25 protein-coding genes are annotated in these 25858 nt (G+C 65.8%); 14 read left to right on the plus strand and 11 right to left on the minus strand.

Annotated elements, in window-relative coordinates:
- Positions 1 to 45: 45 nt before the first annotated feature.
- Together CVS48_RS08590 and CVS48_RS08595 are read right to left on the minus strand one after the other, a co-directional pair.
- The gene (locus tag CVS48_RS08590; RefSeq protein WP_100854070.1) at positions 46 to 276 is read right to left on the minus strand and encodes a DNA-3-methyladenine glycosylase; all 231 of its coding nucleotides are present in this window, start codon (positions 274 to 276) and stop codon (positions 46 to 48) included.
- Between the two features lie 150 nt (positions 277 to 426).
- Complete coding sequence (locus CVS48_RS08595; RefSeq protein WP_100854071.1) at positions 427 to 882, minus strand: fasciclin domain-containing protein; 456 nt, start codon at positions 880 to 882, stop codon at positions 427 to 429.
- 170 nt (positions 883 to 1052) lie between these two features.
- On the opposite strand from CVS48_RS08595, the gene CVS48_RS08600 reads away from it, so the two are divergent.
- The gene (locus CVS48_RS08600) at positions 1053 to 2024 is read left to right on the plus strand and encodes a MerR family transcriptional regulator (protein WP_100854072.1); all 972 of its coding nucleotides are present in this window, start codon (positions 1053 to 1055) and stop codon (positions 2022 to 2024) included.
- Between the two features lie 34 nt (positions 2025 to 2058).
- Here CVS48_RS08600 and CVS48_RS08605 read toward each other — a convergent pair whose 3' ends face one another.
- The 3 genes from CVS48_RS08605 to CVS48_RS08615 form a co-directional block, all read right to left on the minus strand.
- Positions 2059 to 4131 (minus strand): PhoX family protein, encoded by a 2073-nt coding sequence (locus CVS48_RS08605; RefSeq protein WP_100854073.1) that lies wholly within the window; start codon positions 4129 to 4131, stop codon positions 2059 to 2061.
- Between the two features lie 164 nt (positions 4132 to 4295).
- Positions 4296 to 5540: an ABC transporter substrate-binding protein gene (locus CVS48_RS08610; protein WP_100854074.1), complete on the minus strand. Its 1245-nt coding sequence runs from the start codon at positions 5538 to 5540 to the stop codon at positions 4296 to 4298.
- Positions 5541 to 5567: 27 nt separating this feature from the next.
- Positions 5568 to 6323 (minus strand): enoyl-CoA hydratase/isomerase family protein, encoded by a 756-nt coding sequence (locus tag CVS48_RS08615; protein WP_100854075.1) that lies wholly within the window; start codon positions 6321 to 6323, stop codon positions 5568 to 5570.
- 181 nt (positions 6324 to 6504) lie between these two features.
- Here CVS48_RS08615 and CVS48_RS08620 point away from each other — a divergent pair, with 181 nt between their 5' ends.
- Positions 6505 to 8142, plus strand: a complete 1638-nt coding sequence (locus CVS48_RS08620; protein ID WP_100854076.1) for an AMP-binding protein — start codon at positions 6505 to 6507, stop codon at positions 8140 to 8142.
- A 183-nt stretch (positions 8143 to 8325) separates the two neighbouring features.
- Here CVS48_RS08620 and CVS48_RS08625 read toward each other — a convergent pair whose 3' ends face one another.
- Positions 8326 to 8967, minus strand: a complete 642-nt coding sequence (locus tag CVS48_RS08625) for a TetR/AcrR family transcriptional regulator (RefSeq protein WP_100854077.1) — start codon at positions 8965 to 8967, stop codon at positions 8326 to 8328.
- A 334-nt stretch (positions 8968 to 9301) separates the two neighbouring features.
- On the opposite strand from CVS48_RS08625, the gene CVS48_RS08630 reads away from it, so the two are divergent.
- From CVS48_RS08630 to CVS48_RS08650, 5 genes are all read left to right on the plus strand, one after another.
- Positions 9302 to 9781 carry a MaoC family dehydratase gene (locus tag CVS48_RS08630; protein ID WP_100854078.1) on the plus strand — a complete coding sequence of 160 codons (480 nt, stop codon included), beginning with the start codon at positions 9302 to 9304 and terminating at the stop codon, positions 9779 to 9781.
- 5 nt (positions 9782 to 9786) lie between these two features.
- Positions 9787 to 10662: an SDR family NAD(P)-dependent oxidoreductase gene (locus CVS48_RS08635; RefSeq protein WP_100857567.1), complete on the plus strand. Its 876-nt coding sequence runs from the start codon at positions 9787 to 9789 to the stop codon at positions 10660 to 10662.
- Between the two features lie 113 nt (positions 10663 to 10775).
- Positions 10776 to 11165, plus strand: coding sequence for an acyl-CoA thioesterase (locus CVS48_RS08640; RefSeq protein ID WP_242001401.1), 390 nt, complete (start codon positions 10776 to 10778; stop codon positions 11163 to 11165).
- Between the two features lie 106 nt (positions 11166 to 11271).
- Positions 11272 to 12849, plus strand: coding sequence for an aldehyde dehydrogenase family protein (locus CVS48_RS08645; protein ID WP_100854080.1), 1578 nt, complete (start codon positions 11272 to 11274; stop codon positions 12847 to 12849).
- A 124-nt stretch (positions 12850 to 12973) separates the two neighbouring features.
- Positions 12974 to 14179: an acetyl-CoA C-acyltransferase gene (locus tag CVS48_RS08650; RefSeq protein ID WP_100854081.1), complete on the plus strand. Its 1206-nt coding sequence runs from the start codon at positions 12974 to 12976 to the stop codon at positions 14177 to 14179.
- 118 nt (positions 14180 to 14297) lie between these two features.
- On the opposite strand, the gene CVS48_RS08655 is transcribed toward CVS48_RS08650, so the two are convergent.
- The 5 genes from CVS48_RS08655 to CVS48_RS08675 form a co-directional block, all read right to left on the minus strand.
- Positions 14298 to 14684 carry a SecDF P1 head subdomain-containing protein gene (locus CVS48_RS08655; protein WP_100854082.1) on the minus strand — a complete coding sequence of 129 codons (387 nt, stop codon included), beginning with the start codon at positions 14682 to 14684 and terminating at the stop codon, positions 14298 to 14300.
- A gap of 61 nt (positions 14685 to 14745) precedes the next feature.
- The gene (locus CVS48_RS08660; protein ID WP_242001339.1) at positions 14746 to 16209 is read right to left on the minus strand and encodes a caspase family protein; all 1464 of its coding nucleotides are present in this window, start codon (positions 16207 to 16209) and stop codon (positions 14746 to 14748) included.
- Positions 16210 to 16217: 8 nt separating this feature from the next.
- Positions 16218 to 16904, minus strand: a complete 687-nt coding sequence (locus CVS48_RS08665; RefSeq protein ID WP_100854084.1) for an anti-sigma factor — start codon at positions 16902 to 16904, stop codon at positions 16218 to 16220.
- Positions 16905 to 16906: 2 nt separating this feature from the next.
- On the minus strand, positions 16907 to 17572 hold the full coding sequence (locus CVS48_RS08670) for an RNA polymerase sigma factor (RefSeq protein ID WP_100854085.1): 666 nt from the start codon (positions 17570 to 17572) through the stop codon (positions 16907 to 16909).
- A 113-nt stretch (positions 17573 to 17685) separates the two neighbouring features.
- Complete coding sequence (locus CVS48_RS08675; RefSeq protein WP_100854086.1) at positions 17686 to 18282, minus strand: hypothetical protein; 597 nt, start codon at positions 18280 to 18282, stop codon at positions 17686 to 17688.
- A gap of 201 nt (positions 18283 to 18483) precedes the next feature.
- Here CVS48_RS08675 and CVS48_RS08680 point away from each other — a divergent pair, with 201 nt between their 5' ends.
- From CVS48_RS08680 to CVS48_RS08710, 7 genes are all read left to right on the plus strand, one after another.
- Positions 18484 to 18951 (plus strand): hypothetical protein, encoded by a 468-nt coding sequence (locus tag CVS48_RS08680; RefSeq protein WP_100854087.1) that lies wholly within the window; start codon positions 18484 to 18486, stop codon positions 18949 to 18951.
- 98 nt (positions 18952 to 19049) lie between these two features.
- Positions 19050 to 19964, plus strand: a complete 915-nt coding sequence (locus tag CVS48_RS08685) for a hypothetical protein (RefSeq protein WP_242001338.1) — start codon at positions 19050 to 19052, stop codon at positions 19962 to 19964.
- Between the two features lies 1 nt (position 19965).
- Positions 19966 to 21567, plus strand: a complete 1602-nt coding sequence (locus CVS48_RS08690) for a hypothetical protein (RefSeq protein WP_100854088.1) — start codon at positions 19966 to 19968, stop codon at positions 21565 to 21567.
- Between the two features lie 123 nt (positions 21568 to 21690).
- A complete protein-coding gene (gene hisD / locus CVS48_RS08695) occupies positions 21691 to 23010 on the plus strand; it encodes a histidinol dehydrogenase (RefSeq protein WP_100857569.1) in 1320 nt (439 codons plus the stop codon).
- Complete coding sequence (locus tag CVS48_RS08700) at positions 23007 to 23774, plus strand: SDR family NAD(P)-dependent oxidoreductase (RefSeq protein WP_100854089.1); 768 nt, start codon at positions 23007 to 23009, stop codon at positions 23772 to 23774. The genes hisD and CVS48_RS08700 overlap by 4 nt, the downstream gene beginning before the upstream one ends.
- The gene (locus tag CVS48_RS08705) at positions 23771 to 24793 is read left to right on the plus strand and encodes a LacI family DNA-binding transcriptional regulator (RefSeq protein WP_100857570.1); all 1023 of its coding nucleotides are present in this window, start codon (positions 23771 to 23773) and stop codon (positions 24791 to 24793) included. Before CVS48_RS08700 ends, CVS48_RS08705 begins: the two co-directional genes overlap by 4 nt.
- A gap of 71 nt (positions 24794 to 24864) precedes the next feature.
- Positions 24865 to 25851, plus strand: coding sequence for a Bug family tripartite tricarboxylate transporter substrate binding protein (locus CVS48_RS08710; protein ID WP_100854090.1), 987 nt, complete (start codon positions 24865 to 24867; stop codon positions 25849 to 25851).
- Positions 25852 to 25858: the final 7 nt, after the last annotated feature.

Here is a 25858-nt window from a genome sequence, read left to right on the forward strand (position 1 = left end):
GCGCCTACGGCCATTCCCCGCTGGTGCAAACCTGCGGTAATCGAATCAGCTTCCCGCCCCGAAGCTGCATCCTCGCCGGTAGTCCTCGGCCCGAGCCAAGGTTCGATAAAAGTCCGCGCCCAGGTTGATGAAATCTTCCATTTCCTGCCGGGTGAGCTTGTGTTGCACGGTGTCCAGGCAGGCGGCGTAAGCGGCCAGGACTTCGGGCCAGTCTTCGAAGCGCCGCGTGCCTGATGTTCTGGTGATCATCTGGGCGACCAATTCTTGCGTATCCATAAGAAGCTCCTGCTGTCTCCCTACGTCTGCGTTGCCTGACGCATTTCCTCTTACGTTCCGATTGCTTGCGCCAAGCGCAAAGCCGCCCTTGTGGCGGCCCTGCATTGCTTGCGACGAGGTGGCTGCGGGGCGACCCGCAACTGTCCCGGGTTACATCGGCATCAGAACCGTGTCGATGACGTGGATGACGCCGTTGTCGGCGGCAATATCCGTCTTGACCACATTGGCGTCATTCACCTTGACCTTGCCGTCGGCGACGGTCACGGTGACTTCGCTGCCCTCAACGGTCTTGACCTTGCCGGCCTTGACGTCCTTGGCCATGACCTTGCCCGGCACGACGTGATATGTCAGCACCTTGGTCAGCGCGGCCTTGTCCTTCAGCAGCGCGTCCAGCTTGTCCTTCGGCACCTTGGCGAATGCCGCGTCAGTCGGCGCAAAAACGGTGAAAGGGCCCGGACCCTTCAGCGTGTCGGTCAGGCCGGCGGCCTGCACCGCGGTCGTCAAGGTATTGAACCCGCCCGCCGATTTGGCCGTGTCCACGATGTCGGCGGCATTGGCCCAGCCGCAAGCCAGGGCAATTGTCGTTCCAATCAAAAAACGCTTCATGTTGTGCTCCAGAAAGTGAGGGAATCAGGCGCCCGCGTCCTGGGGGGCCCTCAATATCGCTTCGCAACTTGGAAAACGCGATGCGTGAGGGTAGAGTAGGCGGCATCTTTCACTTCGTCCATATTTTGAACCTGTAATTGCTATCTTTATCGGTTCATAGGCGGGTCAAAATGCCAAACACTTCAAACACCGACCTAGACGACTCCGGTTCAACCGCGGCCTACCGCACGGGGGTTGCCGCCAAGCTGGCCGGCCTGCCCGTCGAAACCCTGCGCGTCTGGGAGCGGCGCTATCAGCTGTCCTCGCCGGCACGCTCGCCACATGGCCAGCGGCTGTACTCGGCCGAGCAGGTTCGACGGCTTAGCCTGTTGAAGCAGCTTGTGGACCAGGGGCACGCCATCGGTACGCTTGCGGTGCTGACGCTGGCGCAGTTGCAAGCCATGCTTGGCGCGCAGCCAAGCGTGGCCGGCCCGCCCTTGCGCGCCGTGGCGGTCGGCGCGACCCTTGTCCATCGCCTCTCGGCCGGGGGCGCGGGCCACGACGGGTCCACGGGCTACATGGCCGGGCCTGACGTGCATGTGGTCGGCGCCTGCGCACATCTGGAAGACGCCGGGTCGCTGCCGCGCCATGCCGACGTGCTCATTGTTGAAATTTCCGAGTTGGATGCCGATGCGCTCGCGCCCATTCAGCGCGCGCGGGACGCGACCGAGGCTGGCGCCGTGGTCGTTCTCTACCGCTTTTGCGCCAGCACCACCATACGCACCCTGCGCGCGCAAGGATGCCTGGTCGCGCGTATTCCGGCGCAGTTAACGGAACTTGCACCGCTGTGCCGTTCGGCGGTCGCCGGCTCGAACTTTGCCGCGCTTGCTCCGGCTTCGGCCATCACGTTCAACGAAGAAGCCTTGGCCAAGATCATGGCGCTGCGCAACCCCATCGCCTGCGAATGCCCCAGGCATCTGGCCGAGTTGCTCATGATGGTCGGCAGCTTCGAGCGCTACAGCGCCCAATGCGCATCACGCAATGATGCCGACGCGCAATTGCATCTGGCGCTGGAGCAGGCCGCGGGCCAGGCGCGTGGCATTCTGGAAAATGCCATGGGGCGCCTGCTGCAATCGGAAGGCATGTGGCCGCTGGCGGGATGACGGCGCCGCCCCGCACAGGGCGGCGCGTTGTCGATCACACTCCGATCGGTCCACCATCGGCGCGTTGGATCACCACCGTGGACGCGCGCGGGCGTACGGTGCCAGTGGCTGCGATCGTCGCGTCGTCCGTGGCGTAGGCCGGCCAGTTGGCCGGGTGCTGGATGTTCAGGAAGATGCTGGTGTAGTCCGGCGTGAACGCGAAGCCCGTAACTTCGGCTTCGTTGGGGCCGACGAAGAAGCGGCGCAGGTCCGCCTGATTGGACGCGTTGATGGCGGGACCCGTGCCGGTGCTGTCGGCAAGCGCGCCGGGGATGACGGCCAGCATCTGGTCGTTGGTGGCGCGCGCCACGTCGTTGTTGCGGCCGCCGTCGATGCCGTTGTCCGTCTGAATCCACAAGATGCCGCGGGTGTCGAAGCCGATACCGTCGGGGCTGGCCAGTTGGTTCAGCGCGGTCAGGCCCGAGCGGTTGGTGTCGGCGTCGGCGCCGGCATCCGAACCAAACACGAAGATATCCCAGTCGAACTTGGTCGAGCCGGCTTCGTCGTGCCAGCGGATGATGTGGCCGTTGACGTTGTTCAGACGCGGATTGGGCGGGTTGGTGCCGGTGCCGGCGTTGCGGCTGGTGTTGTTCGTCAGCGTCAGGTAGATGTCGCCGTTGGTGGGGTGCGTGGCGGTCCACTCCGGGCGGTCCATCGGGGTGGCGCCCACGAAGTCGGCTGCGCCGCGCGTGTTGATCAGAATGGCGTCCAGGCTGCCGAATTCGTCGGCCAGTGTACGGCCGCCCGCACCCACGGTGGTGCCCGTCAATGCCAGCCATTCGCCTGTGCCGTCCGCATTGAAGCGGGCCACGTACAAGGTGCCCTTGTCCAGATACTTCGCGCCCACGGCCAGGCGGTCGGTGCGCTCGGCGTCCTTCGGATCCCACACGGCTTCAGACACGAAGCGGTAGATGTACTCAAAGCGTGAATCGTCGCCGCTGTAGAAGGCCAGCGGCTTGCCGGCTTCGGGCTTGCTGTAGGCGGAGCCTTCATGGGCGAAACGGCCCATGGCGGTGCGCTTGGTGGCGATGCTGGCGGGGTCGTAAGGGTCGATCTCAACCAGGTAGCCGAAGCCGTTGACTTCGTTGCGCCAGTCTTGCGTGGCGTCGACGCCCGTTTCGGTGACGTTGAAGCGCGCGAATTCGCCCTGCACTTCGGTCACATCGCCCGCGGCGGTTTCCCACTGGTAGCGGCCAGCGGGGCCGGCGGAGACGCCAACGCGAAGCTGGTGCGCGGGGCGCACGCCAGTGTTCACAAAGCAGGCTGCCCAGTTTTCTTCCGCGGTGATGTAGGTGCCCCACGGCGTGTAGCCGTTGCCGCAGTTGTTGTTGGTGCCGCGCACTTGCATGCCGTTGGGCGAGAAGGGCGTCTTGACCCAGTCCGTGCCGCCGACGGGGCCGGCCAGCTTCATCGCGGTGGCCGACGTGAAGCGGCGGTTGTATCGCGAGTTGTTGACGATGTTCCAGCGGCCGTTTTCACGGCGCACATGCACAATGGCCACGCCGTGCGCGTTGATTTCCTTGCGCACTTCTTCAGCGGGGCGCTTGCCGGCCACCGTCGTGGGGCCGGCGGGGTGCAGGGCGCCTTGGTCGATGTATTCGTGGTTGATCGCGAGCAGGCCTTCGGTGGAGCTGCCTTCGATGGGGAAGAAGTGCATGCCGTCGTGGTGCATGCCCATGGAATTGAGCAGGTCGTTGGACGTGTTGTTGCCGTTCTGGTCCCAGGGCTGCGCGTTGTCGTTCAACGGCGTGCCCCACGGCGCGAACACGTGGGCCACATAGCCTTGCGGCACGACGCAAGCGTCCGTCATCGACGTGGGCAGGGAATCGAAGCCGAGCTTGAGCGGCGGGACTTCGGGCGTGGGGGTCGGGGCACCGCCGACGTTGTCGTCATCATTGTCATCGCTGCTGTTACAGCCAGCCAGGCCAAGGCTGGTCATCGTGGCGAAGGCGGCGGCAAGACCGCCGCGCATGACCATGCGGCGCGACAGATTCTTTTCCAGAATTTCGCTGAACGGGCTGCTCTGGCTGGGGTTGCGGACGATCTTGTCGGAGATGGATTTGCTCATGTGGCTTCCTGGCGTTGATGGGCTGTGCCTGAATGGACGAGCAATACTAGAAGCCGCAAATGAAAGGTTAATGACACCACGCTGAAAGGGTTTATGGGTGATCGGCGCGCGAAAAAAAGGCCGGCGCCGCTTGCGCGGGGCCGGCCAAACGCAAGCAAGCGTGATTATCTGGATGTGCTGGCGGCAGATTTTGTCGCTGCTGATTTCGACGCGACCAAGGTGCATCCGCCCTGGTCCAGCGGCCGGAAGGCGTTGTCGCCCGGAATGGTGCGCAGGATCTTGAAGTAGTCCCAGCGAGCCTTGGACTCAGACGGCTTCTTCACTTCCACCAGGTACATGTCGTGCACCAGGCGGCCGTCTTCGCGCAGATAGGCATTGCGCGCGAACATGTCGTCGATCTTCATGCCGCGAATCTGCTTCATCACCGCGTCGCCTTCCAGCTTGCCGCTTTCCTTCACGCCGTTCAGGAACGTCAGGACGGCGGAATAGACGCCTGCTTGCGCCATCGTTGGCACGCGGCCCTTCATCCGTTCGGCGTAGCGCTTGGACCAGTCGCGCGTGCGCTCGTCCATGTCCCAGTAAAAGCCGCTGGTCAGGACCAGGCCTTGCGCCTGCTCCAGCCCCACGCCGTCCACGTCGGTAATGAACATAAGCAAGCCAGCCAGTTTTTGCCCGCCCTTGATCAGGCCGAATTCATTGGCCTGCTTGATCGCCATGGTGGTGTCGCCCGACGAATTGGCCAGCGCCACGATCTCGGCCTTGGAGGCCTGCGCTTGCAACAGGAACGACGAAAAATCGTTCGATGCGCGCGGATGCTTGACCGAACCCAAGGTCTGGCCGCCCGCCTGTTTGACGGCGTTTTCGGTGTCGGCCTGCAAGGCGTGGCCGAAGGCGTAGTCGGCTGTCAGGAAGTACCACTTCTTCATGCCGGACTCGGTCAGCGCGCGCCCGGTGCCGTTGGCCAGCGCATAGGTGTCGTAGGTCCATTGCGCGGTGGAAGCCGAGCAGGCCTTGCCCGTCAAATCCGATGTGCCGGCCGTGGACGCCAGAAAGGCGATGTTGGCGGTGCGCGTGATTTCCTGCACCGCCAGCGCCACGGAAGAGGTCGGCACGTCGACGATGGCCTTGACGTTTTCCTGGTCGATCCAGCGGCGTGCGGTGGCGGAACCCACGTCCGCCTTGTTCTGGTGGTCGCCGGCAATGACTTCAATCTTGCGTCCCAGCACGGTCGGCCCGAAGTCTTCCACCGCCATGCGGGCGGCTTCCACCGAGCCTTGGCCGGACAGGTCGGCATTCATGCCGGAGAGGTCGGTCAGGACGCCGATGCGGATGGGCGTGTTGGGTTGCGCGTGCGCGGCCGGTATGGCGAATGCCCCGGCAACGAGCAGGGCGCGTAGGTAATGGTTCATGTCTTCCTCCAAGGGGGCGTCCGCTGTTTACGCGGATCTTTGCGGCATTGGTAATACGGCGGTGGGTTGGGACAGCAGATGGCACAACAGGAACTGATCGGTCTGCGCGTGCGCCAGGTGGCTCGCGTCGAATTGGGCGTCGATGGCGCGTTTGCTCAGGCGTAGCGCCAAAGGCGGGCAGGCGGCGGCATCGCGCGCCAAGGCCATTGCGGCGTGCAGCGCGTCGCCGGTGGGGGCCACTACGTCCGCCAGGCCCCAGGTGTGGGCGGTATCGGCGTCCAATTGCAGGTCGGTGAAGAGCGCCCGCTTGGCGCGAGCGGGCCCCACCAGGCTGGCCAGCCGGGGCAGGCCGCCCCAGGCCAGCGGCAGGCCCAGCCGCACTTCGGGCAGGCGCAGAAAGGCGTTGGTTGAAAGCACGCGCCAATCGCACGCCAGCGCCAGCACCGCGCCGCCGCCCACGGCCGCGCCTTCAACGGCGGCGATGGTGGCCTGCGGCAGGTTGGCCCACGCGCGGCACAGCGCCTCGCCCCGCGCCAAGGCGCGCTGCGTGGTCAGGGGATCGTCATGAGTCCACAGCGCGGGGTCTTTCAGGTCTATGCCGGCGCTGAAGACGGCGGGCGTGCCGGTCAGCACCACGGCGCGGATGTGTTCGTCGCGCGCTAACTCGGTGGCGGCAGCTATCAATGCGTCCATGGCGGTCAGGTTCAATGCATTGGCCTTGCCGCCACGGTCGTAACGCACCACCGCCACGCCATCGTCACGCTCGATTGAAACCATGCTCATGGGATTTTTCCGTGCTTGTTTTGAGGAATTTGGTGGATATACTACCAAGTATGTTGAAAGCCGCAAGGCTTCCTGGACGGTTCTTCATTGCGGGTGCGGGTAAGTCCGTATCCATCAACGCTGGATGGCCGCCGGGAAGTCATGAAAAATAAGGCGAAACCACAAGATGAGGAGACAGTTGATGAATGACGAGGCTGGGGCAGCCGTTCCCGAGCGCGAGGCATGCGTGCTGCGCTATCTGCTGGAAGCGCAAGCGAAAAAGATACCAGACGGTATCTTTGTTCAATTCCATAAGGGTCCGGCGTGGACCTATGCCCAGACGCTGGCGCAGGTACGCCGACGGGCAGCGACGCTGCGTCGCGCGGGCGTCAAGCAGGGCGATCGCGTGCTGTGCTGGATGGGCAATGGGCCCGAGCTGCTGGTCAGTTGGTTCGCCATCAACTATCTGGGCGCGGTGTACGTGCCGCTGAACACCGCGCTGCGTGGCCGCCCGCTGGCCCATGTGCTGGAAAACGCCCAGGCCTCGCTGATGCTGGCGCACCGCGCGCTGGTGGGGCGCTTGCAGGAATTGCAGGCGGGGGCGCTGCGTCACGTGCTGCTCACGGGTGAAGGCGATGGCGGTACGTCGTTCAACCCGTCCGAGCCACTGGCCGGCGTGTCGTTCGCGCCGCTGGTGGATGAACCGGGCGACCCCGCGCCGGAGCTGCTGGCTACCGAGACGCCCATTGAGCCCTGGGATACGCAGTCCATCATGTACACGTCCGGCACGACGGGGCTGTCCAAGGGCGTGGTGACGTCCTACGTGCAGATCTACACCATGGGGCCGGACGCCTTCGACTGCATCACGCCGGAAGACCGCTGCATGATCGCGGGCCCCATCTTCCATTGCGGCAGCACCTTGTACGTGTACGCCATGCTGGCTTATGGCGGGTCGATCGCGATGGTGCCGGAGTTTCGTACCGCCGAGTTCTGGGACGCCATCCGCGACACCGAAAGCACGGTCGTGCTGTTGCTGGGCGTGATGGCCAACTTCCTGCTCAAGCAGCCGCCGTCGCCGCGCGACCGCGAGCACACGTTGCGTAGTGCGTTCATCGTGCCGTTTGGCGAAGACGCGCCGGCGTTTCAGGCGCGCTTTGGCGTGGACCTTTACACGGTCTACAACATGACCGAGATTGCCAGCCCGCTAAGCGCCGGGCCGGGCCTGACCGAGGCCGGGCACTGCGGCAAGCCCAGGCCCTGGTTCGAACTGCGCGTGGGCGATGCGCAAGACCGCGCGCTGCCGGACGGCCAGGTGGGCGAGCTGCTGATCCGTTCGCATCGCCCCTGGGCGCTGTTCTCGGGCTATTACCGCAACGCCGAAGCCACCGCCGCGTCGATGCGCAACGGCTGGTTCCACACGGGGGATGCGTTTCGGCGCGAGGCGGACGGCACGTTTTTCTTTGTTGATCGTTTGAAGGACGTGATCCGGCGGCGCGGAGAGAACATCTCGTCGTTCGAGCTTGAGGGGGAGATTTGTGCGTACCCTGCGGTGCGGGAAGCGGTGGCCGTGGCGGTGCCCAGTGAGCACGGTGAGGATGATGTGCTGGCGGTGGTGACGGCGGTGGAGGGCGCGCAGGTGGATCCGGGCGAGTTGATCGCGTGGCTGGCGGAGCGGGTGCCGCATTACATGGTGCCGCGGTATGTGAGGGTGGTGGAGGAGTTGCCCAAGACGGCTAGTGGCAAGCTGCAAAAGCATGTGTTGCGCAGCGAGGGGGTGGCGGCGGGGACGTGGGATCGGGAACGCGCGGGGGTTCGGTTGCGGAGGGAGAGGTTGGGGTGATGGTGTTTAGGTTGCGGTGATGCGGTTAGGTTGCGGTGATGGGTTGCGCGCGTTGGGTCTTGGGGTTCTTGTTGAGGGCATTGCGCGCTTCACCCATCCTACGGTGGGGACAGCAGAAACGGGAGAAACGGCAGAGGCGGCAGAGACGGTGGGGGCGTCGCGGGGTGACCGCGACGTTTGCCGTCAGGGGCGGGTGCCGAGGCCGGCGATGATGGTGTGGACGACTTTGTTGGCCAGGATTTCGCGGTCGTCGCGGGTTTCGCCCAGGCGCGGGCGATACCAGACGGCCAGCCAGTTGATGGCGCCAAGTGCCGCCTTGATGGCGACTGATACATCGTCGATGGCCAGCGAGCCGTCTTCCACGCCTTCGTAGGCCACGCGCTTGAACAGCGCTTCGAAATCGTCGCGGATGGTCATCAGGTCGGCCAGGGTCTGGCGCTGCGCGGGGGTGGTCGCGCCCAGGCGATGCATGTGTACGCCTTGCACCACCACCGTTTCAAACGCCAGGTTTTCCATCATGGACAGCGCATGGTGCTTGAGCATCAGCGCCAGCCGATGCGCGGCGGTGCCTGGTTCCTTCATGACCGGACGCACGGCCTCGAAGTTGCGCCGCATGCCTTCGCGGTGCACGTCGAAGAACAGGTCGGTTTTTGACCGGTAGTAGTGGTAGACGCGACCTTTGGTGGCGCCCAGCCGGCGCGCCACGTCGTCGATGCTGGATGCGTGGAACCCCTGCTCCATGAAGCACTCGGCCGCCGCGGTCAGCAGTTCAATGTTGCCCATGCCGTCATCGCGTGCAGCCGTCACCGTAGGTTCCCCATTCATTGCGCCTATCTCCATCCATGCGTCGCGGCAAAGCGCCAGTTTAGCCAATCGCCCCGTGTCGCGCCGCGTGGCGGGACACTTTTGCACCGGCGCTCACCAGCGAACGGCGCACTATGCAAATCGGAAAAACGAAGTTTATACTACTCGGTATGTTTTGGTGTTCCATCGCATGACGGTGCTCTTTCGCGTGGCGCTTGTCATGCAGGCCTTTCGGGCACCTCTCTTCATGCAACTCTCTTCATGCAACTCCTATCGGGCAGCCCGTTTCCCGCAGTCCGGACCACGCAGCCCCTCATCGCATAGCCCTGATCACCTAGTCCAATAACGGCCTTCCATGACGACAGATCTTGCCTCCCCTCTTACCAGCCCCCAAACCCTGGCTGCCCTGGTTTCGCAAGAAATCGGCGTGTCGGATTGGCTCACCGTCACGCAGGCGCAGGTGGATCTGTTTGCCGACGCCACTGGCGACCATCAGTTCATTCATGTGGACCCGGAGCGCGCCGCACGTGAAAGCGCGTTTGGCGGGCCGGTCGCTCATGGCTTTCTGTCGTTGTCGCTGCTGACCCGGTTCAGCTTGCAGGTGCTGCCCGTATTCGAAGGGGCCATCGGCATCAACTACGGTTTCGACAAAGTCCGCTTCCTGACCCCGGTGCCCGTGGGGGCACGGATTCGCGGCCGCTTTGTCCTTAGCGAATTCACGTCCCGCAACGACCGTGAATTCACCACCCGCTACGCCGTCACCGTCGAGATCGAGGGCGCCGCGCGCCCCGCCTTGGTGGCTGACTGGATCACCATGACCGTGCTTCAAGGATGACCGCCATGACCATACGCTTTGACGAACGCATCGCCATCGTGACAGGCGCCGGACAAGGGCTGGGCCGCAGCCACGCGCTGCAACTGGCCGCGCGCGGCTGCCGGGTGGTGGTGAATGATTTTGGCGGCGCGGCGCAAGCCGTGGTCGACGAGATCCGCGCGGCGGGCGGGCAGGCCATTGCCGACGGCGGCAACGTCTGCGATACCTCGGCCGTGGACGCCATGGTGGCGCGCGCCATGGACGCCTGGGGGCGCGTGGACATCCTGATCAACAACGCCGGCATCCTGCGCGACAAGACGTTCGCCAAGATGAGCGCCGACGACTTCAACGCCGTCATCGACGTGCATCTGCTGGGCTCGGCCAACTGCGCGCGCGCCGTGTGGCCGATCATGCGCGAGCAACGCTACGGCCGCATCCTGATGACCACGTCCACCTCGGGCTTGTATGGAAACTTCGGCCAATCGAACTACGGCGCGGCGAAGGCGGGCGTGGTCGGCCTGATGAACGTGCTGCACCTGGAAGGCCAGAAGCATGGCATCCATGTGAATGCGCTGGTGCCCACCGCCGCCACCCGCATGACCGCCGAGATGTTCGACGCCGAGGCGCTGCGCGCGCTGGATCCCGCCTATGTGACGCCCGCGGCCTTGTTCCTGGTGGCCGAAGGCGCGCCCAGCCGCACGGCGTTGCTGGCGGGCGCGGGCACCTACGCGCGGTTGGCCATCGTGGAAAGCGCGGGCATGTATTTTCCAGAAAGCGAACGCACGCCGGAAAGCATCGCCGCGCACTTTGATGAGATCGCCAGCCTGGACACGCTGATCGAGCCGCCCGAGGGGCTGGCCCACGTTGCCCGTATCTTGAAGCGCGCACAGGAGGCCGCATGAACGCCAGCGCAGAACAACCGCAGCCGAATCAGCATCAGCAACCGCATCAGCAAACGCCGCAACCCCAGCGCGCCGCGCCGCACGCGCGTGGCGACTACCCGCGTCTGCTGCCGATGACGACGCGGCTGCGCGACACCGACGTCTACGGCCACATGAACAACGTGGTCTACAACGAATATTTCGACACGGCGGTCAACCAGACGCTGATCGAGCTGGGCGTGCTGGATCTGCGCGCCAGCGCCGTGATCGGCCTGGTGGTGCACAGCCAGACCTCGTACTTTCGCCCGGTCACGTTTCCCGACCGCGTGGTGCTGGGCATGCGCGTGGGGCGCCTGGGCCGCAGCAGCGTCACCTACGAGTTCGCGATGTTTCGCGAGGATGACGAGACGGCGGCTGCACAGGGCAGCTACACCCACGCCTATGTGGACCGTGAATCCAGCAAGCCCGTCGAACTGCCGCCGGCCTTGCGCCGCGCGCTGGAACCGTTGTTGCGCGCGGCCTGAGCCCGACGGCCGGCCACGCCGTAGCTGGCCACGCCTTCGCCGGCCACACCTCAGCCGGCCACACCTAGCCGGCCGCACTGACCCAAACGCCGCCCTGGGAGCTGCTGTGATCGACCACACCCTGCCTCGCGTCACCTACTCGAACATCCACACCGACTTTTCGGCGGTGCACGACCTGCTGGACCAGCGCCTGCCCGATTTCGAATCGCGCATGCTGGGCCATGACCATCGCCATCGTTTCGATGGCCAGGCGGTGGCGGGCGAAGACCTGCACGCATGCTATTCGCCGATCGACCATTGGTTGTTGATCGGCCGCTTCCCCTGCGCGGATGCCGATACCGTGGACCGCGCCATCGCCTGCGCCCGGCATGCGCAACCGGCTTGGGCCGCGCAGGGTTGGACAGCGCGCATCGCGGTGTTGCGGCGTCTGGCGATGGTGCTGTCCGAACGCAAGTACGACTTCGCCATGGCGACGATGATCGAGATCGGCAAGTCGCGCCTGGAAGCGCTGGGCGAAGCCGAGGAAGCGGTGGACCTGATCCGCTACTACTGCGATCAAGCCGAACGCAGCGATGGCTATCGGCAACCGCTGGCGCGCGCCTTCGATAACGAAAGCACCCACGATGTTCTGCGCCCGTATGGCGTGTTCGCGGTGATTGCGCCCTTCAATTTTCCGTTGGCCTTGTCGGTGAACATGATGTGCGCCGCCTTGCTGGCGGGCAACGCCGTGGTCTACAAGCCATCGCCCCGCGCCGCGTTGACGGGGGCGTTGCTGCTGGGCGCGTGCGACGCGGCGGGCGTGCCGCCGGGCTGTGTGAACGGCGTGTACGGCGGCGCCAAGACGGGCGCGCTGCTGGCGCATCACGCGGGCATCGACGGCTACGCCTTCACCGGCAGCCTGGACGTGGGCATGGAGCTGCTGCAAACGGTGGCGGCGGACCGCCACGCGCGGCCGGTCATTGCCGAGATGGGCGGCAAGAATCCCACCTACATCACCGCCAGCGCGGACCTGGACGTGGCCGTGCAAGGCGTGCTGCGCTCCGCCTTCGGGCTGCAAGGGCAGAAGTGTTCGGCGGGGTCGAAGGTATACGCGCACGCGGCGGTGCACGACGCTTTTCTGGAACGGCTATGCGCGGCCACCGAGGCCGTCACGGTGGGCGATCCGCGTGAGCGTGGCGTGTTCATGGGGCCGCTGATCGACGAAGCGGCGTGGCGGCGCTATCGCACGGCTTGCGAAGACGTGGACGCCGCCGGCCGGCTGCTGTCGGGCGGACGTCGCTTGAGCGCGGGAGAGCTGGCATATGGCCATTACGTGCGCCCGGCCGTGGCGGCAGGTCTGCCCGCCGAGCACCGCTTGAACCGCAAGGAACTGTTCCTGCCGTTCGTCTCGGTGCTGCCGTTTAACGACCTGCAAGCGGCTATCGATGACGGCAACGCGGTCGACTACGGTCTCACCGCCGGCTGCTACGCCCAAGAGCAAGACGAGATCGACCTGTTCCTGAACCAGGCGCATGCCGGCGCCTTGTACGTGAACCGCGCCAGCGGCGCGACCACCGGCGCCTGGCCGGGCATACAAACCTTTTGCGGTTGGAAGGGGTCGGGCATGACGGGCAAGGGCGGCCTGGGGCCGTACTACGTGACGCAATTCGCACGTGAGCAAAGCCACACCGTCTGGCGCCGATGACACGATCAGAAAGATCAACACGATCAGCAAGATCAACAAGATCAGCGAGAGCAGCCCGATCAGCAAGATCAGCAAGATCAACACGACCAGCACGGTCAATGCGGTCAAGACCTGGGAACCCATCATGAGAGAAGCCGTCATCGTTTCGACCGCCCGCACGCCGATCGGCCGGGCTTATCGCGGGGCGTTCAACGACACCACCGCACCCACGCTGGGCGGCCATGCGATATCGCATGCGGTGTCGCGCGCGGGCATCGACCCCCGCGAGGTGGAAGACGTGATCCTGGGCGCCGCCTTGCAGCAAGGCACCACCCACATGAACGTGGCGCGGCAGGCGGCGCTGCGGGCCGGCCTTCCCGTGCACGTGGCCGCAATGACGCTGGATCGCCAGTGCGCCTCGGGCTTGATGGCCATTGCCACGGCCGCGCGCCAGGTCACGCAGGAAGGCATGGACATCGTGGTGGCGGGTGGGCTGGAATCCATTTCGCTGGTGCAGAACGACCGCATGAACCGCAGCCGCTGGTTCGACGATGCCCTGATGCGCGAGCAACCGGAAATATTCATGAGCATGCTGGAAACGGCCGAGATCGTGGCCAGCCGCTACGGCATACCCCGCGCCGCGCAAGATGCCTACGCGCTGCGCTCGCAGCAACGCACGGCCACCGCCCAGGCCGCCGGCCGCTTCGATGAAGAGATCGTGCCGCTCGCCGCCATCAAGCAGGTGACCGACCGCGCCACTGGCGAGACCTCCGCGCAGGCGGTGACCCTGACCCGCGACGAGGGCAACCGGCCCGACACCTCGCTGGACAGCCTGGCCGCGCTGCAACCTGTGTTCAAGAACGGCCAGCGCTTGGAAGTCGGCCACCACATCACGGCCGGCAATTCCTCGCAACTGTCGGACGGGGCCTCGGCCTGCGTGGTGATGGAAGCCGCCCAGGCGCGCCGCCGTGGGCTGACACCGCTGGGCATCTATCGGGGCATGGCCGTGGCGGGCTGCGGCCCGGAAGAGATGGGCGTCGGGCCGGTGCACGCCGTGCCGCGATTGCTGGCGCGACACGGTTTGAAGGTCGATGACATCGGCTTGTGGGAACTGAACGAAGCCTTCGCTTGCCAGGTGCTGTACTGCCGCGATCAGTTGGGCATTCCGGACGAGCGCCTGAACGTCAACGGCGGCGCCATCGCTATCGGCCACCCTTACGGCATGTCGGGCGCGCGCATGGCGGGGCATGCGTTGATAGAAGGCAGACGGCGCGGCGTGCGCTATGCCGTCGTCACGATGTGCGTGGGCGGAGGCATGGGCGCGGCCGGCCTGTTTGAAGTCGCGGGCTGAACCGGCCCGCGCGGGTTTGAGGGGTGATGCACGGCGTGCGAGTCCTGTGCGCCGAAGGTGGCCACCGGCACGTTGGCGCGTTGGCGCGTGGTGTTTGGTGCGTGACGCCAGCCAGCCGCTACTTGGCCGTGTTCTCGTCGTCCACGGTCAGGCCGCCTTCCTTCATGATGCCTTGGGCAATCTCTTCGGCGGACTTGCCGGCAAAGCCGTGTTCGCCGGCCGTGATGCGAAAGCTATCGCCTTCCAGCGGGCTCATCAAGGTGGCCGACGACAGCAGAATGCCGTTGGAACGCAGTTGAATGCGCTTGCCGACGCGCTCGCGGGTGAAATCGGCCAGCGCCTTGCGGCTGTCGGGCTTGAGTTCAACATCGACCACGCGTGCGCCGGTGTTATCGGCGCCGGCGGTGGCGCGTTCGGCGTGCAAGGTAACGCTGTCGGCGTGCGCGGCTAGCGGCATTGCCAGGGCGGCGGCGGCCGCCAGGATGACGTGTCTCAGTGAGGGCATCGCAATCTCCTGCTGTTGGACGACGCCATTATCCTAGCCGAAGTGGCGCCTGCCGTTCACTTCAAGGCTGCCCGGGCGGTCGCACGCCCAGTGCGCGCATCCAGGGCATGTCGGGCAGCCCCTGGATGGGCGGCATGCCCGGCTGCGGCAGGCCAGGGGGGTTGCGTAGCGCATCTTGCAGCACCTCGGCCCATTCGCGCGGGTCCAGGGGTTCGCCCATGCGCACGCGCAGGTCCAGCAGGTTCAGCGCGGCGCGGCGGTGGCCGGCTTCGGCCGCATCGCGGAACAGTCGCTCGGCCACGTTGTAGTTCTTGGGCACGCCGCGCCCCATGCCGGCCAGTTCACCCAGATAGGTCTGCGCGGGCGCGAAGCCCTGGTCGGCGGCGCGTTGATACCAGCGGGCGGCGGCCTTGTAGTCCTGCGTGACGTGCTCGCCGTTTTCGGCGATCAGGCCCAGCGTGGTCATGGCCACCACGTCGCCCGCTTGCGCGCGCGCCTGTAGCGAAGCCAGGCGTGGCTCGTCCAGGTACTGCGCGCCGCGTTCAATTTCGTACTCCCAGGCGCTGATGCGGGCCTTGATCAAATCGCGGCCCAGCGTGGGCGACGGGCCTCTGCCCGGTTCGCCGGCACTGGCGGAGTTGGCGGGCTTGGCTCCCGGTACGGCAGGCGTCTGGCCGTCCGCCAGGCTGGTGAAGGTGATGGTGCCGACCAGGCTGCTGGCGTAGTGCGGAATCTGCCGATAGGCGGTGGCCACCTGCACGTCGCCCGTCAATTGCTTGAAGAACGTTTCGACCGGTGCGGACGCCGGCAAGTCAGCGAGGCCTTGCGCGAAGTAGAACGCATAGGGACTGTGGCGCGGCCCTTCGTTGCCAAAGCCGTCTTCAGCCGTGGCGCCGGGTTGGGTAGAGAACGCGATCAGTTCACCGCCCGCGGGCACGGTATGGACCAGGCCCGCCGACGGCGCGCCGCGCGTCAGGTTGGTGCGGCAAGCGTCCAGCACCAGCAGGCGGGCGCGTACCTGCGCGCGGCGCAGGGCCTGTGACACGCGCTTCAAACTCAGCGAGCCTTGCTGCGCGGTGCGGATGCGCACCTCGGCCAGCGGCACGGGCAGTTCCACCCCGAACAGGTAGTTCACATCGTCCACCGCCACCGCGTGGCCCGCGAAGTACACCAGCGCCAGGTCGGCGCCCGTGGCGCGGGTGGCGAACTCGTCCACCGCCGCTTCCATCTGGGCGGTGGTCAGGTCGGTCAGCAAGGTGACGTCCAGGTTGCGCTTGCGCAGCGTGTCGGCGACCAGGCGCGCGTCGTTGACCGGGTTCGCCAAGGCGTTGGCGGGCAGCGCGTAGCGGGCGTTGCCGATGACCAAGGCAAAGCGGCGCTTGGCCGGTACAGGGGTTGGCGCCGGGATTGGCGTGGGGTTGCTCAAGCCAATGCTGTGCCAGGCCAGCAGGCCGACGCCGAGGGAGGCGGCCAGCAGACGGCGTCGCGCGGACAGGCGAGACAACGAGGGGGAGAGGGCGTTCACGGGCGCTTTCATGGTTTGGGGCAGACGCCGGCCGGCGCCACGGACACGGACCGCGCACCCAGCGCCTGCGCGGCGTCATGCAAGGAGGACTCGCGCGCCGCGCTCAACACGAAGCGGCCGTCTTCGTCGGGGCCCGCCACAACGGACACGGCGTATTGGGACAAGGTATTGCGCAATTGCTTGGCGGTCACGCCGTCGGGCAAATCCACCACCAGGCGCGGGCAAGCGCCGCCGCCCCGGGTCAGCGTGCCGCCCGACAGCGGCACGCCGTCGGACATGGCGCCCGGCATTGCTCCCGATCCTGCGCCTGATCCCGCGCCCGTCACGCTGCCGTCTTGCGGTGCTTGCAGCACGACCACGACGGACAGCGCGATCGCCAGCGCCCAGCCCAAGGGCATGAGCGGGCTGGCGGGTGTGGGCCACAACCATTGCCACACGCGCGCGCGGGTGGTTTTGATGTCGGGCTTCGGCGTGGACGCTATCCGTGCCTGCTCGGCCAGCGCGCGCAGAAAGCCGGTGTCGCGCTCGGCCTGGCCGATGTCGTTGTGCGCCATCTGGCGCGCTTGCGCCAGCGTGCGCCAGTCGTCGACCTCGGCCTGTAGCGCGGGGTCGCGCGCCAGGTCGGCCTCGAACGCGCGGCGCGCGTCGTCGTCGAGCTCGCCGGACAAGTAGGACAGTACGCGGTCTTCAGACATGATCAGTCCATTCCTTTGCGCGTGCAGTCCGCCACAAGCTTGCGTGCCGCGTGCAGGCGGCTCTTGACGGTGGGCACGTGCAGGTCTTGCTGCTTGGCGATCTGTTCCATCGGCACTTCGTCCAGATACAGGAACATCGTGGCGCGCAAGGTATCGCTTAGTTTGTTGAGGCAGTCGCGCATGCGCTGCACGACCGACAGGTGCTCGTAGGCATGCGCCGGGTCGGCAAACGGCGAGGGGTCGCCAACGTCTTCGGCGTCGTCAAAGACGTTGTCGTCCGCGTCGCCGTCGGCGTTTGGTCCGTTCCAATTAACTTCGTGCCGCGTGCGCCGATGCATCTGAATCAGCTCGTGCAACGATCCCCGGTACAGGTAGCCGCCCAGCTTGCTGACCGCCAATTCATGCGCCGCCCAACCGCCCGGCGGCTGGCCGTGCTGAAAGCCTTCGTCCTTGAACGTGCGGGTTTGCAGGAACTTCATCAGCGCGTTGTTGAATGCGTCCACCACGCCTTCCGGCGAGGTGTTGAAGAACTTCTTGCGCAACTTCAGCGTGATGTGGTGCTCGGCCTTGTTGCGGAACTCCAGCGCGTAGCGGGGGTCGGCATGCATGATGCGCAACAGCGCGTCGACGTTGGTGATGACGTAGCGCTTGGGTTCGAGCGAGTTCATGGTTTAGCTTGTTGTTGGCGAACTGGACGCGCGTGACGTCAGCCCATCGGCGCGGGACGCCGCCGCCCTGCAAGACGAGGGCAGCGGCACCTTAGCCGTGCAAGCCAGGAAAATCAAGCGCGGCGGCGCAGCACGGCGATGCCGCGAATGGTGAAGCCCGCCACGATCGCCAACGACAGATAGAAGCCGAAACCAAAGCTCAGGCTGCTCCACAGCGTGGAGGCCATGTCGCCCGCCATGTTGCGGCTGGCGCGCGAATTGCCCATGAAGCCCGCGAATTGGCGCGTGGCCTCCATCAGTTCGCGCACTTGCGAGACCACACCGGCCAGCGCAATGCCCCACAAGACCAGCGGCATGAAGTAGCCCAGGCGGGCGGCGCGCTGCGGCATCAGCGACGGCAGCAAGGGGCCCACCACGGCCAGCAGCCACAGCAGTGCATAGATGCCCGCGCCGGACGCTTCACCCGCCATGGCGCCTTGCGCGCTGCCGCCGTTTTGCAGGCGCAAGAGGTCATAGAAGCTGAGGCTGGCGTTGGACCCCATCATGCGCACGGTGATCACCGAGAACACGGTCGTGGCCAGCAAAAACAGCAATGCGCCCACGGCGTCGCCACGGTTGACGCGGGCGGCGGCGGGGGCGGCGATGGCTAGCAAACGGCCGCCGAGGGTCTTGGCCTGGGTCAGGGCGTCGCGCAGCGCTTTCTCTTGCATGGTCTTTCCTTGTGGGTGGCGGCACTGTGTGCCTGTACCCACCTCTATGCACGGCGCGAGGAAAGGTTCGATTTATTTTTCTTGGGGTTCGTCGAACCTATTTTTCGAACCTTTCCGCGCCGGGTGCGTAGCAGAGGGCAAGGGCGCGGGTTGTCGCGCCACCTTTCATCCTTTGCCATACCCCCAACGGAGAGTCTCCTCATGTCCAACCCCACCCCGCTGACCGCCCTGTACCAGAACGTGGTCCAGGAAGAACTGGGCCTGGTCGCCCGCATTGACGAAGACGGCGACGTGCTGTTTCGCCACCCGGACCTGGGCACCATGTTCTTCAGCCTGAGCGAGTCGGACCCGGAGTTTTTGCGCCTGGTCTACCCGAGCTTTGTCGACGCCGAGGAACTGGGCCTGAGCCGCGTGCAACTGCTGGAAGTCATCAACGCGGTCAACCATCGCTGCAAGGCGGTCAAGCTCAGCTTGCAGCAAGACCGCGACGGCAAGCCCGGGCGCGTGACGGCATCGCTTGAGAGCTTTGTGGCCGCCGCCGATACGCTGCCGGCCGAAGCCTTGCTGCGCGCCATCATCGCGCGTTGCGTGTCGGTCATCCGCCATAGCGCGAACGAATTGGTCAAGGACGTGCTGGAGAGCAAGCAAGGCGGCGTCAGCAAAAGCTGATTAAAAAATGCGGGCGCTGTGGCGTCCGCGGAATTGAAACAAGCCTGGCCTCGTCTTGTAACTTTGAGATACATTGCGGGGCCGTTCCTGACACCACGATGATCTCGATGCACCCGTTCTTGTTCCGTTCGTTGACCCTGCGCCTTGCGGCCGCGCTGCTGTTGCTGGGAGGCTTGAGCGCTTGCGCGGTCAAGACCAATTCCCGTGGCGGCTACGTCTATAGCGTCGACACCGCGGCCTTGTTCGGCACCGAGATCGGCCAGTTCCCCTTGCAAGACGGGGGCTTGGGCACGTTGCGGCGCGAAGGCAAGAACTTCTCGGTCAAGCTGTCGGGCAACCAGCGCGTGGTGCCCTTGAACAATGTGGAGTCGGCCCGGGTGGCGCGCACCGAGAACGTGGGCCCGCGCACCGTTGTGGTCATCGAGACGCAAACCCGTCGTTGCGACTACCGCTACACCGTGCTGGCCATCGAGGGCTCGGACGTGCTGTCCTGGGACCTGGGCAATTGCCGCGACCGCCCGGCCGTGCTGGTGCAGGACGACCGCAGCGCCATGACGCTGGACTTTCCCAAAGGCAGCGCGATCGAGCGCTTTGTCTACACGCAGGACGGCCGCATGCGTCGTGGCGACGTGAAGTCGGTGGCCGGTATGAATCCGCGCGCCAAACCCTTCGCCGACGAATCGCTGTACCCCTCGGGCTATATGGAGTCGATACGCCAGTACGGCGTGTATCCGCCTCCGGCCGCGCAGACCGCCAAGGGCAAGCCTGGCAAATCGGGCAAGTCCGGTCGACCGGCCAAGTCCCCCGCGCCGACGCCGGCAACGCCCGCCACCGCGCCATCCCAGAGCGCGGGCCGCGTCGTGCCCGCGCCGCCCGCCCCCGTGTCGGGCGGCAACGCGACGGCGGCCAACGCCAGCGTCTCGTCTCCGCGCGCTAGCGCCTCGCGCACGCCCGCCAAGCTGGACCTGCCCGACGAGGAAATCACCTCGACCCGAATCGACCTGAGAGATTGACGTGCGGCAAGCCCAGATTCGCCAGATTCTTATCCTGATCGCGCTGACGGTCGTCTACCTGAGTTTTGAACTTGGTTTCAACGCGCGCCTGCTTGACGTGGTGGGCAGCCGCGCCACGCCGCACGACATCGAAGAGCTGGAGTTCTTCGGCCGCAGCCTGTCAGGCATTGCCGCCGCGCTGGTGGTGTTGCAAGTGCTGTGGACGCGGCGCTTGCGTACCGGCAAGCCTTCGTTTCTGAAGATCGCCGTCGCCTGCGCCGTGACCGCGTTCGTGGTGTTCGGCGCCATCAAGACCTTGGTGAATGTGCTGGTGGATACGCGCGACGGCGACTTCCGCCGCATCGCCACCAATGCCGGCTTGCTGCAGCGCTCGCTGGTGCAGGGCGACCTGCATCTGGACGGCCTGGTGGACGACGCGGTCTATGCGCGGCCCGAGGGCAAGGCGTTCCTGGCGGTGTTCCAGGTGCTGCTGTCCAACATCGATAACCTGGACGAGAAGGTCGAACCCAAGAAGCGCCAGGTCATCCGCGCCGACCTGCAACGCCAGATGAAGACGTTCACTTTCGACGGCCGCGACGTGCGCATGACGGCGCCGGGCATACGCGGCTATCACCAGGTCTACACCACGGTGATGCAGTCCGTGGCCGACCGCTGGAAGAAATACGCGGGTGTGCCGGTGGCGTCAGACATCGGCCTGGCGCGCGAGCAGGACCGCGCGTGGAGCGATTACCGCAAGAACCTGTCGCGACGCGGCTGGACCCCGGAAACCGTGCCCGCGCGCTACGAGGACCGCGTGGTGCGCGACGTGCGCAAGCGCGTGCCGGTGCCGGCCGGCTGGCAGCCCCATGACCGCGCCACCTTCCACGAGGCGGTGGCGCAGCAGTATTGGAAGACCCTGCGCAGCCGTACCGTACACGTCGAAGGCGATGCCATTCCGCCCGGCCTGTCGTATGAAGATTTCGTGGCCCGCCCCGGTGTGCAAAAGCTGTTGCGCCAGGCGCTGTTGGTGCCGGCCAACATGAACGTGGCGGCCAACTACACCGATGCCGCCAGCTTCAAACGGCTGTACGACGGCATGCTGGACCACGCGGTGGACGAGGCCCTGCCGCGCTTTTCCGCGCACACCGCCGACTTTCAGCGCGGTGGACAGCATCAGCAGTTGGGCCAGGACGCGGCCCGTGCGGCCATCGTGCCGCCGGTGGCGCTGCTGTGCTCGCTGCTGGGCGCGGTGGGCCACTTCGCCAAGCTGCTTTACCTGATCGCCAAGCTGGTCGTCTGGCTGCGTACGCCTGCTGGCCAGGAACCGGGCCGCACTGCGACGCGCGCGGCGGGCGCGGCCTTGGTGTTGACGCTGGTCTGCGTGTGGACGGCGTTTTCCTTCATGCAGAACGGCGTCACGCAAAGCGAGCTGTTCCAGCAGATGTCGCGGGCGGATTCCGGGCGCGACGACGAATCCCTCGGCCAGGCGCTGCGCCGCCGCGTGCTGGCCAATGTGGCGCACGTGGTGGTGGTGGGCCAGGCCTACACCTACCCCTTCAACGAAGCGGTGCGCACGCGCCTCTTGGGCGGCATCAAATACGGATATCACGGCGATGCAAGCTAGGCGCCGATAGTCTGTGGCGAGCGAAGCCCGGTATCCGGGTTTCTCCCTATTTGCATACGTATGCAAGCCTTCGAAAGTGGCCTCACTTTGTTGAACCACTCACGATTGCAGGGCCAGAAAACCATGATTCGCTATCTGAAGCGCGGCCGTACCGCCGCCGTAAAAACCGACGATGACGCCAAGGTACGCGCCACCGTCGAAGCCATCATCCGCGACATCGAGACACGCGGCGACGACGCCGTGCGCGACTACAGCCGCAAGTTCGACAACTGGGACCCGGCGGACTTCCGCCTGTCGCGCGCGGAAATCGAAGCGGCCCGCAAGCAATTGTCGGCGCGGGAAATCGAGGACATTGCGTTCGCCCAATCCCAGGTGCGCAACTTTGCCCAGATCCAGCGTGATTCCATGCGCGACGTGGAAGTGGAAACGTATCCCGGCGTGGTGCTGGGCCACAAGCACGTGCCGATGAACGCCGTGGGTTGCTACATCCCGGGCGGCAAGTATCCGCTCTTGGCCTCGGCGCACATGAGCGTGCTGACCGCCAAGGTGGCGGGCGTGAAGCGCATTGTGTCCACCGCGCCGCCGTATCAAGGCAAGCCGCACCCGGCCATCGTGACCGCCATGGACATGGCCGGCGCGGACGAAATCCTGGTGCTGGGCGGCGTGCAGGCCGTGGTGGCCATGGCGGTGGGCACGCCCAGCGTGGCGCCCGTGGACATGCTGGTCGGGCCGGGCAATATGTTCGTGGCCGAAGCCAAGCGGCAACTGTATGGGCGCGTGGGTATCGACCTGTTTGCCGGCCCCACTGAAACGCTGGTGATCGCGGACGACAGCGTGGACGGCGAATTGTGCGCGGTGGACCTGCTGGGCCAAGCCGAGCACGGCCCCACGTCACCGGCCGTGCTGCTGACCAACAGTGAACAACTGGCGCGCGACACTCTGGCCGAAGTCGAACGCCAACTGGCCATCCTGCCCACCGCCGGCATCGCGTCCAAGGCCTGGGCGGATTGTGGCGAAGTCATCGTCTGCGACACGATCGAGGAAATGCTGCAAGTGGCCGATGAACTGGCTTTCGAGCACGTCCAGGTCATGACGCGGGACCCCGATTACTTCCTGCACAACATGACGAACTACGGCGCGCTTTTCCTGGGCCCGCGCACCAACGTCAGCTTTGGCGACAAGGTGATCGGCACCAACCACACGCTGCCGACCAACCGCAATGCGCGCTACACGGGCGGCTTGTGGGTGGGCAAGTTCTTGAAGACCTGCACCTACCAGCGCGTGCTGACCGACGCGGCCAGCGCGACGATGGGCGAATACTGCTCGCGCCTGTGCCATATGGAGAACTTCGCGGGCCACGGCGAACAGGCCAACATCCGCGTGCGCCGCTATGGCGACCGGCCCGACCTGCCCTGGTATCAGCCCGTTGAGGCGCAGGCATGATTGCGCTGCCCAAAGGACCCGACTTCCGTCTGGACGGACGCCGTGCCCTGGTCACGGGCGGCAGCGGCGGCATCGGCCTGGCGGCGGCCGCCGCGCTGGGGCGCGCCGGTGCGCACGTGACGGTGGCGGCGCGCCGCGAACCTGAACTGCTGCAAGTCTGTGAGGCCTTGCGCGCCGAAGGCATCGACTGCGCCGCGCTGGTGCTGGACGTGACGGACTCTGCTGCTGTGGATGCCGCGGTCGCGCAAGCCGACCCCTTCGACATCCTGGTGAACAACGCCGGCATGAATCGCCCTAAGCCCTTGGTGGAGCAGTCCGACGAGGACATCGACGCGGTACTGGACCTGAACGTCAAGGCGGCGTTCTACACCAGCCGCGCGGTGGCGCGCCGTCTGCTAAAGGAAAGTCTGCCGGGGTCGATCATCAACGTGTCGTCGCAGATGGGGCATGTGGGCAGCCCCCGGCGCACCTTGTACTGCGCCAGCAAGCACGCGCTGGAAGGCATGACGCGCGCGCTGGCCTGGGAAGTGGGTGGCGCGGGAATCCGCGTGAATACCGTGTGCCCGACCTTCATCGAAACCCCGATGACCGCGGGCATGCTGGAGCAGCCCGGCTTTCGCGATTGGGTCTGCGCGCGCAACGCGCTGGGCCGCGTCGGACGGCTGGAAGAAGTGATGGGCGCCATCGTGTTCCTGGCCAGCGACGCGTCCAGCCTGATGACGGGCAGCGCGCTGATGCTGGATGCGGGATGGACGGCCGCATGAAGACCGCGCCGCGCGCCCAGGACGTGGCGGACCTGGCGGACGTGTCCCAGTCCGCCGTCAGCCGCACCTTTACGCCGGGCGCCAGCGTGTCGGAAGCCACTCGCCGCAAGGTGCTGGCGGCGGCGCAAAAGCTGGGCTACCGGCCCAACGCGTTGGCCCGCAGCCTGATCACGCGGCGCAGCCGCATCGTGGCCCTGGTGATGAGCTATCTGGAAAACCAGTTCTATCCGCTGGTGATCGAGAAGCTGTCGCAGAAGCTGCAGAAAGAGGGCTATCACGTGCTGATGTTCATCGCCGAAGTCGATGAAGCGGCGGACGGCGTGCTGGCGGAAATTCTGCAATACCAGGTGGACGGCATCGTCATGGCATCCGCCATGCTGTCCTCGAACGTGGCGCGCAGTTGCGCCGAGGTCGGCGTGCCGGTGGTGCAATTCAACCGCGTGTCCATCCTGGGCGGGTTGGCGCGGCATGCCAGCAGTTCGGTCACGTCCGACAACTACGCGGGCGGCCAGATGGCGGCGCGCTTGCTGGTGCAGCGCGGCTACCGGCGCTTTGCCTATCTGGCGGGCCTGGAAGATTCATCGACCAGCATCGAACGCGAACGCGGCTTTGTCGACGGCCTGCACGAACTGGGTCACGCGCTGCATCGTCGCGAGGTGGGCCATTACGACTTTGATCGCGCGCAAGAAGCGGTGCGCAGGCTGTTTGCCGACCCTGGACCCACCGCGCCCGACGCGCTTCTTGCCGGCAACGACCACATGGCGATCGCGGCCTTGGACGTGCTGCGCCAGGAACTGGGCCTGTCCGTGCCGCAAGACGTGGCCGTGGTGGGCTTTGACGATGTGCCGCAGGCGGCATGGGGCGCGTACCGCTTGACGACGATACGCCAGCAGGTCGAACCCATGGTGGACGCCACGGTGGCCCTGCTGCGCGAACAGATGCACGCCGAACTGCAACCGCGCGACATCGTCGTGCCATGCAGCCTGATTGAACGCGCCACCGTGCGGGCAGGACCCTGATTTCTTTTTTACCGGCAACACTCCAAAGCGCACACAGAACGCGCTCAACACACTCAGCAGGAGACACACCCATGCGCAGCATTTTCATCCGTACCCTGAGCGCCGTCGCGGCGTTCGGCCTGACCGCCACCCTGGCTCACGCCCAAGGCGACGCCGCCGCCTGGCCCACCAAGAACATCCGATACATCGTGCCGTTCTCGCCCGGCGGCGTGTCTGACGGCGTGGCCCGTCTGATGGCCGAGCAGTTGAGCGCACGGCTGGGGCAATCGGTAATCGTTGAGAACAAGCCGGGCGTATCCGGCATCGTGGGCACGCAGTTGACGGCGCGCGCGGAACCCGATGGCTACACGATCGAAGGCGGCACCATCACCACGCACGCGGTCAACCCGTTCTTCATCAAAAAGCTGGGCTATGACCCGGTCAAGGACTTCACGCCGATTGCCCTGGTGGGCATGGTCAGCAATGCGCTGGTGGTGCGCGCCGACAGCCCCTTCAACACGGTGCAGCAGGTGATCGACGCGGCGCGCGCCAAGCCGGACACGCTGACCTACGGCACGGCGGGCGCGGGCACCTCGCAACATTTGTCGGGCCAACTGTTCCAGTCCATCTCCGGCACCCAATTGCGCCAGATCATCTACAAGGGCGGCTCGCAATCCATGGTGGATTTGATTGGCGGGCAGATCGACATGGTCTTCGAAACCGTTGCCGCCGCGCGTCCGATGATCGACTCCAAGCGCGTCAAGGTGTTGGGCGTGACGTCCGCCGCGCCGCTGGCCGACCTGCCGGGCGTGAAGCCGCTGGCCGAGCTGGGCTTGCCCGGGTTTGAAATGCAGTCCTGGCAAGGCATCTTCGCGCCCGCCGGCACGCCCGCGCCGGTGGTGGACCGGCTGGCGCGCGAATTGGCGGCCATCGTGAAGACGCCCGAGGTGCGCGCCAAGCTGCTGACGCTGGGCGTTGCGCCGGATGGTCGCGGCTCGGCGGCGTTCTCGCAATTTCAGCGCAGCGAAATCGATAAATGGGGCAAGGTCATCAAGGACGCCGGTATCCAGGCAGACTGATCGCCTT

It is taken from the genome of Achromobacter spanius, from assembly GCF_002812705.1.
Classification (GTDB): domain Bacteria; phylum Pseudomonadota; class Gammaproteobacteria; order Burkholderiales; family Burkholderiaceae_B; genus Achromobacter; species Achromobacter spanius.